Annotated in this window: 9 protein-coding genes; 4 read left to right on the forward strand and 5 right to left on the reverse strand. The window is 49.0% G+C overall.

Going from position 1 to position 11,242, the window contains the following annotated elements; all coding sequences use genetic code 11:
• Window position 1 precedes the first annotated feature (1 nt).
• The 5 genes from CR164_RS02655 to CR164_RS02675 all read right to left on the reverse strand — a co-directional run bounded on the left by CR164_RS02655 (window position 2) and on the right by CR164_RS02675 (window position 6,383).
• Window positions 2-1,813 (reverse strand): alpha-amylase family glycosyl hydrolase, encoded by a 1,812-nt coding sequence (locus CR164_RS02655; protein WP_204901779.1) that lies wholly within the window; start codon window positions 1,811-1,813, stop codon window positions 2-4.
• A gap of 40 nt (window positions 1,814-1,853) precedes the next feature.
• Complete coding sequence (locus CR164_RS02660) at window positions 1,854-2,597, reverse strand: NYN domain-containing protein (protein ID WP_110022385.1); 744 nt, start codon at window positions 2,595-2,597, stop codon at window positions 1,854-1,856.
• A 450-nt stretch (window positions 2,598-3,047) separates the two neighbouring features.
• Window positions 3,048-5,231, reverse strand: coding sequence for a heavy metal translocating P-type ATPase (locus CR164_RS02665; RefSeq protein ID WP_204901780.1), 2,184 nt, complete (start codon window positions 5,229-5,231; stop codon window positions 3,048-3,050).
• A gap of 2 nt (window positions 5,232-5,233) precedes the next feature.
• Window positions 5,234-5,443 (reverse strand): heavy-metal-associated domain-containing protein, encoded by a 210-nt coding sequence (locus tag CR164_RS02670; RefSeq protein WP_110022387.1) that lies wholly within the window; start codon window positions 5,441-5,443, stop codon window positions 5,234-5,236.
• 64 nt (window positions 5,444-5,507) lie between these two features.
• Window positions 5,508-6,383, reverse strand: coding sequence for a DUF1848 domain-containing protein (locus CR164_RS02675; RefSeq protein WP_110022388.1), 876 nt, complete (start codon window positions 6,381-6,383; stop codon window positions 5,508-5,510).
• 171 nt (window positions 6,384-6,554) lie between these two features.
• Here CR164_RS02675 and CR164_RS02680 point away from each other — a divergent pair, with 171 nt between their 5' ends.
• The 4 genes from CR164_RS02680 to menH are packed head-to-tail and all read left to right on the forward strand — an operon-like array spanning window position 6,555 to window position 11,165.
• Window positions 6,555-7,157 carry a tetratricopeptide repeat protein gene (locus tag CR164_RS02680; RefSeq protein ID WP_110022389.1) on the forward strand — a complete coding sequence of 201 codons (603 nt, stop codon included), beginning with the start codon at window positions 6,555-6,557 and terminating at the stop codon, window positions 7,155-7,157.
• A gap of 37 nt (window positions 7,158-7,194) precedes the next feature.
• Entirely contained in the window at window positions 7,195-8,610 is a 1,416-nt protein-coding gene (locus CR164_RS02685) for an isochorismate synthase (protein WP_110022390.1), read from the forward strand.
• A gap of 6 nt (window positions 8,611-8,616) precedes the next feature.
• A complete protein-coding gene (gene menD, locus CR164_RS02690) occupies window positions 8,617-10,362 on the forward strand; it encodes a 2-succinyl-5-enolpyruvyl-6-hydroxy-3-cyclohexene-1-carboxylic-acid synthase (protein WP_110022391.1) in 1,746 nt (581 codons plus the stop codon).
• A gap of 29 nt (window positions 10,363-10,391) precedes the next feature.
• Complete coding sequence (gene menH, locus CR164_RS02695; protein ID WP_239994444.1) at window positions 10,392-11,165, forward strand: 2-succinyl-6-hydroxy-2,4-cyclohexadiene-1-carboxylate synthase; 774 nt, start codon at window positions 10,392-10,394, stop codon at window positions 11,163-11,165.
• Window positions 11,166-11,242: the final 77 nt, after the last annotated feature.

Raw genomic sequence — 11,242 nt, forward strand, 5'->3', positions numbered from 1 at the left:
CCTATCTTTCGGCATCCTGAGATAAAATCAACGCACTATAGGCGCCGATTCCAATTGCTCCGTGAAAACGCAGTCCATCTTTCATTCCAGGATACGCTTCGGTATCGTAGCCTGGATGGCTTGAATAATCACTGCTGTAACCCGACCAGTCACTGTTGAAACGGACACGCCATTTTCCGCTCCGAGGAAACCCTATTGTATAGACCGGGTAGCTCCGGTTCGACATGTTGACAACAACAACCACATCGTCCCCTGCTCCGCCATTTTCCCAACGATGATATGCAAGCAGCTTGTCCTGATTATTGATGTGAAAAACATTGACGTGCCGGCCCTTCAGGCCTGCAGTATGATTATGCCAGTTACGCCTGAGCCGCACCAGATCACGGTAAAGGGCATGAATACCGCCAAACCGCTGCAGCTTCGACCAGTCAACCGGATCGGTATCACGAAACCATTCGTCTTCGAGCAGTTCCTGTCCCTGAAATAACATCGGGATACCGGAAGCGGTAAACACAAGAACCGCTCCAAGCGTAGACCTTTTTCTTGAAAACCAACTCGCCGCGTTTCCCGGCCAGACCGCTTCGGGAACCCGGGCCTGACCGTTTGCCACTTCGTCGTGAGATTCGGTATAAATAACCCGCTGAAAAGCATCACCATTGTATGAACCGGTAATTGCCCTTCCCAGCTCGAGCATGTCGCGCTCACGGTCATCATGAGCAATGACCGCATCACGAACAGGATGGGTAAAACCTGCCGCCCATTGAGTGTCAAAACCGGCACCACCCTCGTGTACCTGCTTCGTGATCCATTCGTTCTCCTGCAAATCTTCGGCAATATTGATGACCCCGACACATTCTTTGCGTACCGCACTGTTTACCCACTGCATAAGACTCCATCCCTCATGAATGTCGCCTCCTGAACCATTGTATTGCGTTCGGATATTGATCGTTGAATCCCAGCGCAAACCGTCGGCATGAAACTCCTTGAGCCACATCAGAGCATTGTCACGGATAAAGCTTCTGACTTCACTACGGCCATAATCCGGCCTGGTATGACCCCACGGAGTTTTAGCCCTCCAGTCATTGTAAAAATAGATGCCCCCTTTTCCATTTTCAGACCATCCGTCAAAACGCCAGAGGTCGAGATCCGATGGTCCAAAGTGGTTGTAAACCACATCGATAATCACCGCAATACCGTAACTATGAGCGGTTTTTATAAATGTTTTGAGGGAAAACGGTCCTCCATATGCACTTTCTACCGCAAAAAGATGGCCGGGATTGTACCCCCAGGAATAATCGGCGGCAAATTCCGTAAGCGGCATAATCTCGATCGCGTTTATCCCGAGATCGTGAAGGTACGGTAAACGGTCGATCGCACGGGAAAGGTCTCCCGGCCTTCCGCCGTGCTCGTCATTGAATGTTCCGACATGCATCTCATAGAGAACAAGCTCATTCCATGACGGCATGCGAAACTCCCCATCATCACCCCAGTCAAATTCATCGGCGACAATCACGGAATCTCCGACAGAATGAGTGACCTCACGGGCATACGGATCGTTTCTCCAATATTCATTACCGGTCTCTGCATTGATTATCACATACTGATACCGGTCTCCCTTCCTTGCCTGCGGCAGATCACACGACCAGTACCCGTTACCTTCACGCGCCAGAAAATCAGTGTCAGGAGACCAGTTGTTGAAATTTCCCGCAACGGCAACCGACGAGGCGAACGGTGCCCACACCCTGAACGTCGTTTCCAGCGGATGAACTACTGCACCCATTCCCGGATGATGAGACGGTTTTTTGCTGCTCATGCTATGTATTTTTGACTTGCAAGGGCTTCTTACACCCTTGTCACTCCTTTTTCCGTTTATCTTTCAGGTAAATGGATTTTGAATGGCCGTCGGCACCGGGCCGCTCATCGAGATCGAACAGTTTGGTTGTTTTTACCAGTTCACCAAGCTTACCATATCCGTAATTCCTTGGATCGAATTCAGGCGATTGCTTGGCAATGGTACTTCCCACGGTTGCAAGGTGCGCCCATCCCCCCTCATCCGATGCTGAATCAACAGCGTTTCTCAGAAGACGAACGAGCCGGGTATCTTTTTTAAGTTCTGCTGTCGATTTCCGGGTAATGGCATCGCTCTCATTTGTTTTGGCTCGAAGCACTTCGGTATAAATGAATTTGTCACAGGCGGAGACAAATGCCGACGGCGTCTTTTTCTCCCCGAACCCATAAACAAAAAGACCTGACTCACGGATCCTGCAGGCGAGTTTGGTGAAATCGCTGTCACTCGACACAATGCAGAAACCATCGAAGTTACCGGTATACAAAAGGTCCATAGCATCGATGATCATGGCACTGTCGGTTGCATTTTTCCCTCTGGTATAGCCAAACTGCTGAATCGGCTGAATGGAATGTTCGAGGAGCACCTCCTTCCATCCCCTGAGAGCTTGCGAGGTCCAGTCACCGTAAATCCTTTTGGCACTGGCAACACCATATTTGGCAATCTCGGCAAGCAATCCGTCGATAATCGAGGCCTGTGTGTTGTCCGCATCAATAAGAACCACAAGTCTTTGGGTTTTCTCAGAGGCCATACTGTATCATGATCTTGTGTTGGGTACCTCTATATATTGTCATGAGCGACTCGAGTGCAGGACGAACGGTGTCCCGATTGCATCGGGATAAACTCCGAAACCGGAGTCTGGACAGGTCGGGATGAGGATTTTGATCCCGACCTGTCGGGACAACGAAGTAATTGAATCGCATAAATGAAATAGAAGTGCCTTGTTGTTTCTCCATATGCAAATATTACCACAATAGTAACACCTTGACGGGTCGTTTCAAACTAATTCACGAAACATAAACAGTTCAGAGTTTTCAGCAAGCCGGGAGAAATCACCTATCAGCGCAACCATAGCCCCGCAAGAGATGTTCATATTTCACGGCTCAGGCCCGGAGATGATAACAAATTTGGAGGAACACACTCTGTAATCGGCACAGAGCGTTCCCGTCTCGCAGCCCTGGTTTGCATTATCTGATTTCCGTCAGAACTTTTTCAGCTTCAATGCAAGGGAACTCAGGACGACACTTACCGAGCTCATAGCCATGGCCCCCCCGGCAATCATGGGATTGAGAAGCCATCCAGTCCAGGGATAAAGCACTCCCGCCGCAACGGGTATACCTACGACATTGTAGAACAGGGCCCAGAACATATTGAGACGAATGCGCTGCATCGTCAGACGGCTGAGACGAATAGCCCTCGGAAGAGAAGAAAGATCGTTACGCATAAACACAATATCACCGGCTTCCATGGCTATATCGGTACCGGACCCCATGGCAATACCGATATCGGCCTGGGCAAGGGCAGGCGCATCATTGATTCCGTCACCAACCATACCCACGGTTCCCTTTTCCTGCGCTTGCGAGATAAAAGCAACCTTTTCTCCAGGCAGTACCCCTGCCTTGTAGGATGATATTCCTGTTTTTTCTGCTATCGCACGGGCCACCCGTTCATTATCTCCGGTTATCATCGAAGTCGACAGCCCCATTGCATGCAACCTACTGACAGTTTCAGTCGTTTCCGGACGCACGGTATCACTCAAAGCGAAAACACCAATCGCCTCTCCCGCACCGGCAAGCATGATCACCGTTTGACCTTCAGCCTCAAATCGTTCAACGGACTCTCTGAAATACTCTGTCCTTATTCCGTTCTCACCTATGAAACGAAGTGATCCCATATAATAACGCTTGCCATCAATCTGCGCTTCCACCCCTTTTCCGGTACGTGAACGGAACTCTTGAGTTTCTGCAGGCAGAATACCTTCCGACTCTGCTTTCCTGAATATCGCTCTTGCCAGAGGGTGCTCGGAATTCCTTTCCAGGCCGGCGGCCAATCTTATACACTCGGATTCACTGTACCCTTCCCGCACGTTTATTGCTGTTACTTCCGGTTGGGCTTTTGTTATTGTCCCGGTTTTATCAAAGACAACATGCTGCAGGCTTCCTGCTGTTTCAAGGGCATCACCGCCTTTGATGAGAATACCCTCACCGGCACCCATTCCTGTACCGACCATGATTGCGGTCGGGGTAGCCAGGCCAAGCGCACAGGGACAGGCGATAACCAGAACCGATACAGCGGCAACAAGTGCAAAACCGGGAGGCGCACCAAAAACAACAAACCAGACAAAGAAAGTCACACAGGCAATCACAATCACTGCAGGGACAAACCATGAAGACACTCTATCGGCAAATCTTTGTACAGGAGCTTTCTGCATCTGTGCATCTTCAACGAGACGAATGATTTTCGCCAGCATTGTTTCGGAACCGGTACGGGTCACTTTCATGGTAAAACTGCCTTCCTTGTTGATGGTCGAACCGACAACACTCTCCCCAACACCTCTGGCAACCGGAACACTCTCCCCGGTTACCATACTCTCATCGAGAGTGGTCGCACCTTTTATAATTTCACCATCAACCGGCACCTGTTCGCCGGGACGAACAACAAGCATATCCCCAGGGTCAACCTCTTCAACCGGCACCCGAACTTCCAACCCGTTCCGGATGACCGAAGCCTCTTTGGGAAAAAGCTTTTCAAGCCGGTTTATGGCCTCCGAGGTCCGGTGCTTCGATACCGCTTCAAGATATTTTCCAAGCACAACAAGCGTTATCAGGACTGCCGACGTCTCAAAATACTGATGCTCTCCCCCCTCGAAAAGCACCAGATAGACAGAATAAAAGTAGGCGGCACTCGTTCCCAGGGCCACCAACGTATCCATATTGGAAGAACGGTTCCTCAGAGCCATCCATGCTCCGAGATAAAATTCACGGCCCACATAAAATTGCACGGGAGTTGCGAGAATCCAGAGCACAATACCCTGGTAGGGAATCGGGTCCTGCATGAAGAACATACCCAGCACCAGTGCCGGCACCGCAAACACGGCACCGGTGACAAACCTGAGGCGCAGTCCGCGAAGCTCGTCCTGATACGACGTATCTTTTTGAGGGCTATGGGACGACTCTATCAGACGTGCTCCGTAGCCTCTTTTTTCAATCTTTCTTATGAGCCTTGCAGGATCGGTAACAGCAGGGTCATAAGTAACCGAGGCTTTGCCGGCGGCAAAATTGACAACGGCACTCTCCACACCATCTGTCTTGCCGAGAGTTTTTTCAACCAATTTTACACAGCTTTCGCAATGCATCCCGGTTATCCTGAGATCCGCTTTTTCCATGATTATCCCGAAACTGTATACCCTTCTTTCTCTATCGTTGCTTTCAGGGTTTCAGGTGAAACCGAACCTTCGTCATAGACAACCATCGCCGTTTCCGAGTCGTGAGAAACCTCAACGCTTTCGACACCCGCAAGCTCCTCGAGCGCCTCTTTGACGATCGTTTCACAGCTCCCGCAGTGCATTCCCCCGACATGTATCGTAATGGTTTTCATAACGTAATCTCCCTGTTTACTTGATATGCGGACTTGGTTTAACGGCTCGACAACGCCTTACAGCTTACAGCATTTCCGCACTATAGTCATGCTCTTGATAACGACGGGCTGCCCGAAAAAAATTCCTGGACGCATAACAGTAAACACACCGGTGCAGACACGAACCATATCGCCCGATATCGATGCTGCGAATACAACGGCACTCTTCAGGCTGCCCCGGGTCCTTTCCTGATGAAAGCTCGAGCCCGAACAGTTCTCTCATCAGCTTCTCATCAACACATTTTCCTTCAGAAACATTGGCAAAAGAATCCCTTTTCCCACAACGCTGTATCTGCATACCTGCATCGGAAGTCAACGACCGGAAATGCTTTTCGAGAACCTGGCGCTCATGAGAAGAGGGTGGTACATACTCCATTTCTTCGAGTTTCTCCTCGATATGCCGGTATTTTTTCACAAAAGTCACAATGACCTTTTTCGTTCCGGCTGAAAGTCGAAGAGCAAGTCTTTCGAAATTTTTCATATGAAAACTCATGTGCATCCGAGAGCTTAGAATGACAGGATCATAGCGCCAAATAACTTTTTCCGCCCCTATGCATTCGCCAAGAGCGAGAAAGTCTTCGATGCATTCTTCGCTGGATGGCAACCCTGACTCATAACTGCTTGGATATCCGGTAATCGTGTACAGAAAATAGTAATTGAATCCCCTCTCGTCCAGTTCCGCGAGGAAAGGACGAAGAGGCTTGGCATAGCGTGTCCAAAACACGACTGCAGCAACTTCGTCCGGACAAAGCGATACCTCCTTTACCTGTGAAGGATTATAGGGATTAGCTACCTTACAGAAACCCTTCCGGATTTTATCCATGAACCATTCTGCATAAAAAGCAGGAATATCGGTTCTCCTGCTGGCAGAAATAACATGCCTGTTCTTTCCAAATAGCATAGGTGCAATACTGAAATTACAGCAACAAAACCTTTTTCAGATCCTAACCGAATACCTTTCCGGACTGATGAGCAAATATTCTATCATCACATATATATGTATATATTGTCCCTTGTAAGGTGAAATAGCTGACCAGAAGTTCCAAAAGACAATTTCTCTATAGTTGTGCTTATGATTCGTACCTATCAACATTTCCTGCAGCTAACTCTTTCCACAGCTGTTATTCTCCTTTCCGGCTTTGCAATCATGACTTTTTCAGGATGCGATACAGCATCGAAGAAACTCAACGATCTCCAACAGGCGGTATGGCAAAATCCTGAAGATCCACAAGCATATATCAGGCTCGGTAATGAGTATGCAAGACAACGACAATACGAAAAAGCCGTGGACTCATACGAAAAGGCCCTTGCTCTCAATCCGCAAAGCGGTATAACCGTCTACCCTGCGCTCGGGGCGGCATACTTCAACCAAAAACAGTATACCCGCGCACTCGACTATTTCGAAAAAAGCCTCGAATTTTCTCCGGACGACTCACTCCGGTTTTATGACATCGGCAACGCATACCTGCAACTTGAAAAATGTAACCTGGCAATCGAAGCATACCTACAGGCTATTGCAAACAGCACGGCTTTTGAAGAAGCACATTACAATCTGGCGATCTGTTATATCAGAACCGGACAAAAAGCAAAAGCCGAAGAGATTTATGCATGGCTTCAGGATAAAAACAATTATCTTGCCGTCTCTCTCGAGAGCCACTTGGAAAATGCCAAGTGAAGCTCACGGAGTATAGATCAAGGCCTGAAATGCTACCATGAACAAACCAACCGACATTATTGAACAAGTCAGTGAACCTCTCCCGATGAAAAAGGCATTGAGCACGTTGCAAAAAATGGTGCTCGATCATGCCAATGCAGCCGGGAGTGTCTCGGAACCGTATCTTCAAACTTTTTCTATAGCCGTTTCTTCGACAGATCCTTTGCTGTGGCTGCACAATCAGGATCTTTACCCGAAATTTTTCTGGTCGAACCGCAAAAAAGACGATCTCGTAGCGGGAATAGGCACCGCCGATGTTATAGAGTACGACAAAACCGGCCCCAACAACGTCAGTTTCGATATTCTTCAGAAAGAATTATGTAAAAAAAATCCCGGCACGCGCTATTTCGGAGGGTTTTGTTTCAATAATGAACAAAAGCAGGATGAGCAATGGCGAGCATTCAAATCATTCACGTTTGTTTTGCCTGATATTCAGCTTTCAGTAACCGACGGAACTCATACACTGAGTTGCCACCTTATGATTGAACCTGGCGAGAACAGTGAAGTACGATATCGCCGACTGCTTGAAACTATAGCGAAAATAAACAGTTCCACCCTTCGCGACATCCCCCCTCTTCCTGAAATAAACTCACGCTCTTTCTCTCCGGACAAGAAACAGTGGATCAAAACATGCAACCAGATCCTTCAACGATTCCAGGAAGGGCTCATGGGAAAAATAATTCTTGCACGCCAAACCCTGCTTGAATTCAACCGCGGCTTTTCCCCTCTTCTCTTTTTACTTCGATACCCCTTTTCAGAGAGCTCTACATACAGGTACTATTTCGAACCCGAAAAAAACACGGCATTTTTCAGCTTCACCCCTGAACGGCTTTATCGCCGTAAAAATAACGAGCTGCTCACTGAAGCTCTCGCCGGAACCTGTTCGAGGGAGACGATCGACAACGGAAACGGCGATGCCTGCCAGCAGCTACTCAACTCCGAAAAGGATATCAGGGAACATAAATTTGTCAAGGACACCATTGTAAGGGAACTCGAGCCGATCTGCAGTGACATCGACATGGAAGAACGGGTCCGCGCACTGCAACTTAACCGGCTGGCTCACCTCTATACCCAATGCCGGGCTGAACTGAAACCCGAAGCAAGTAACGATTCCGCTGTCCTCAAAACCCTTCATCCCACACCTGCGGTAGGTGGTGTCCCAAAAACAAAAGCCCTTGAACAGATTATACAACTCGAACCTTTCAGCAGGGGATGGTATGCCGGGCCTGTTGGCTGGATCAGCAGAAATTCTGCTGAATTCGCCGTAGGAATCCGCTCGGCGGTTGCCAAGGAAAACATGTTTTATCTTTACTCGGGTGCAGGGCTTGTAAGAGGTTCCAACCCCGAATCCGAATGGGAAGAGGTGGATCAAAAAATTGCCGACATCCTTGCCATAACCCGTCAGAAGAGATAGAGGTTGATGAACAATCAGCAAATAACGACCGTCTGGGGCACACTGATCATCGAGGAACTTGTGCGCCACGGCATCGAGCGTTTCTGTATTTCTCCCGGCTCCCGCTCTACACCCCTGACAGCAGCAGCGGCAAGAAACCCTGACGCGGAGTGCAACGTTTTTCCCGACGAACGTGCTGCCGCATTTTTTGCACTCGGCTTCGCCCGTTCTGCAGGGAAACCTGCTGCACTTATCTGTACCTCAGGTACGGCGGTCGCGAATTATTTCCCGGCGGTAATCGAAGCATCCGTCGATCACCAACCAATGATTGTTCTGTCAGCAGACAGACCGTTCGAGCTGCTTGAAACCGGAGCGAACCAGACCATAAGGCAGCATGGCATTTTCGGCAGTTACGCACGATGGTACAGCGAACTCCCGGAACCGTCTGAAAAGATTCCTGTCAATGCGTTGCTCTCAACAGTCGACTACGCCGTTCGCCAAAGCCTCGGAACATCCCCTGGACCCGTGCATCTCAACCTCCCGTTCAGAGAACCCTTTGATCCTGTCGATATTCCTCCCGACAGTCCATGGACCCGCACACTCGATCTTTGGAGAAAAGAACATGAACCACTGAGCAGTTTTACATTCTACAGAAAAACAGCGGAAGCCGTAACGGTCAGCCGGATACGAAAACTGTTGACCGATGCCTCGTCACCGCTTCTCGTTGCCGGACACCTCGACACAAAAGCCGATGCAGAAGCTGTTCTCAACCTTGCCAGAGTCCTGAAAATACCGATGTACACCGACATATCATCACAGCTTCGCATGTGCCGGGACAACGAACCTCTTCAACCTCTGCTCCTGTCCGAACGGTTTACTTCGCGTTTCAAACCCGACCTTGTGCTTCATTTCGGCGGTAAAATCGTGGGCAAACGTCTTGCGGCTACCATAAAACGATGGACTCCCAAACATTTCATTGTCATTAAAAAACATCCTTCACGATATAACCCCGACCACAACGTCACGTGGCAGATCGAAGCCTCACCGGAAGATTTTGCAGGGCGGCTTGTTTCAACAATCGACCGGAAAAACAGAAACGGTTTATCACTGCACGCACTCTCTACAGAGATAGAAAAAGAACTCGATGCTTACTGTTCATCGGAAAAAGCTCTTACCGAGATCTCCACAGCCAGAATTGTATCGGAGATAATTCCTGAATACCATGGCCTGTTTCTGGCAAACAGTATGCCGATACGGGATATGGATGCCTATACCGCTTTGCGAGAAAACGGGGCAATACCACGATTCGGGATGAACCGCGGAGCAAGCGGCATCGATGGCAACATTGCTACCGCAGCGGGTTTTGCCCAAGGACTTGGCTCACCTGTTACTCTTGTCATTGGCGATATCTCTTTCCTGCACGATCTCAATTCGCTCACCCTTTTGCGTACGATGAAACACCCCCTCCATATTGTTGTCATCAACAATAACGGCGGCGGAATCTTTTCCTTCCTTCCCATAGCAAAGCAAAAAGATATTTTCGAGACGCATTTCGCCACTCCACAACAATACAATATCCGTTCCGTAGCCGAAACGTTTGGAATACCGTACTGCAACCCGTCCACGAACCGACAGTTTCGGGAACGCTATCTGAAAAGGTGTCGGTCGAATACGCCCGGGATCATAGAAATAACCTGCTCGAGAGAAAACAACCTTCAGGAACACCATACCCTGAACGCCAGGCTCAGGGCACTCATAGACCAGCATGTATGATCATTGACACGTCTTTTCAAAGATATCATATGAGCAGCACCGGCAACCAGGAATTGCCTGGCATATTGATGTTGCACGGGTTTCTGGGATCAGGGGAAGACTGGAAACAGTATGCAGACAGGTTACAGAACGATTACACCTGTTTCATGCCCGATCTTCCAGGCCACGGCGCCACACCGGCACCTCATGGCGTAACCGGCACGTTTGAAGCAATCGGCGACAGTTTAGCCGAACTCGCAGGAAAAATCCACCCGGCTCCCCTGCATCTCGTGGGTTACTCGATGGGGGGACGCCTTGCACTCTATCTGGCATTGCATTATCCCGAACAGTTCCGCAGCACCGTGATCATCTCTTCGTCACCGGGCCTGAAAAACCCCGAAGAAAAAGCTTTACGATGTGAATCCGACAAAAGAATCGCAAGGCGCATAACCACGGACTTTGACAGTTTTCTCGATTCGTGGTACGGACTGCAACTTTTCACAACGCTGAAAAAACATCCTCTTTTTTCTGAAGTTTTTGAACGACGTAAGGCAAACGACCCGCAAGCTCTTGCTGCCGCTTTGAAACAACTGAGCACAGGCTGTCAACCCTCCTTATGGGAAAAACTCAGTGAAAACAGCCTCCATACAGGTTTTTTTGTCGGCGAAAAAGACAGAAAATACGTTGAGATTGGCCGCCAAATGGTTAATTTATGCCCTAATTCGGAACTATTCATCTTTCCCGGCTGTGGCCATACACTTCACATTGAAAACAGACAACTGTTTCTCGAACGACTGACGGGATTTTTGGCAGGAACGCCATGAAATACAGGTGTTTTTTACAGGTAGTATGCCGTTGCCGTATCGTATGCGCAGAAATCCCATCTTTTACAGGGCAACAC

The organism is Prosthecochloris marina, assembly GCF_003182595.1.
Classification (GTDB): domain Bacteria; phylum Bacteroidota; class Chlorobiia; order Chlorobiales; family Chlorobiaceae; genus Prosthecochloris; species Prosthecochloris marina.

Bases quoted from the DNA above. Each gene is read 5' to 3' on its own strand.
- CR164_RS02685 (WP_110022390.1), top strand. From the start codon at position 7,195: ATGAACAAACCAACCGACATTATTGAACAAGTCAGTGAACCTCTCCCG.
- CR164_RS02675 (WP_110022388.1), bottom strand. From the start codon at position 6,383: ATGCTATTTGGAAAGAACAGGCATGTTATTTCTGCCAGCAGGAGAACC.
- menH (WP_239994444.1), top strand. From the start codon at position 10,392: ATGAGCAGCACCGGCAACCAGGAATTGCCTGGCATATTGATGTTGCAC.
- CR164_RS02655 (WP_204901779.1), bottom strand. From the start codon at position 1,813: ATGAGCAGCAAAAAACCGTCTCATCATCCGGGAATGGGTGCAGTAGTT.
- CR164_RS02670 (WP_110022387.1), bottom strand. From the start codon at position 5,443: ATGAAAACCATTACGATACATGTCGGGGGAATGCACTGCGGGAGCTGT.
- CR164_RS02665 (WP_204901780.1), bottom strand. From the start codon at position 5,231: ATGGAAAAAGCGGATCTCAGGATAACCGGGATGCATTGCGAAAGCTGT.
- menD (WP_110022391.1), top strand. From the start codon at position 8,617: ATGAACAATCAGCAAATAACGACCGTCTGGGGCACACTGATCATCGAG.
- CR164_RS02660 (WP_110022385.1), bottom strand. From the start codon at position 2,597: ATGGCCTCTGAGAAAACCCAAAGACTTGTGGTTCTTATTGATGCGGAC.
- CR164_RS02680 (WP_110022389.1), top strand. From the start codon at position 6,555: ATGATTCGTACCTATCAACATTTCCTGCAGCTAACTCTTTCCACAGCT.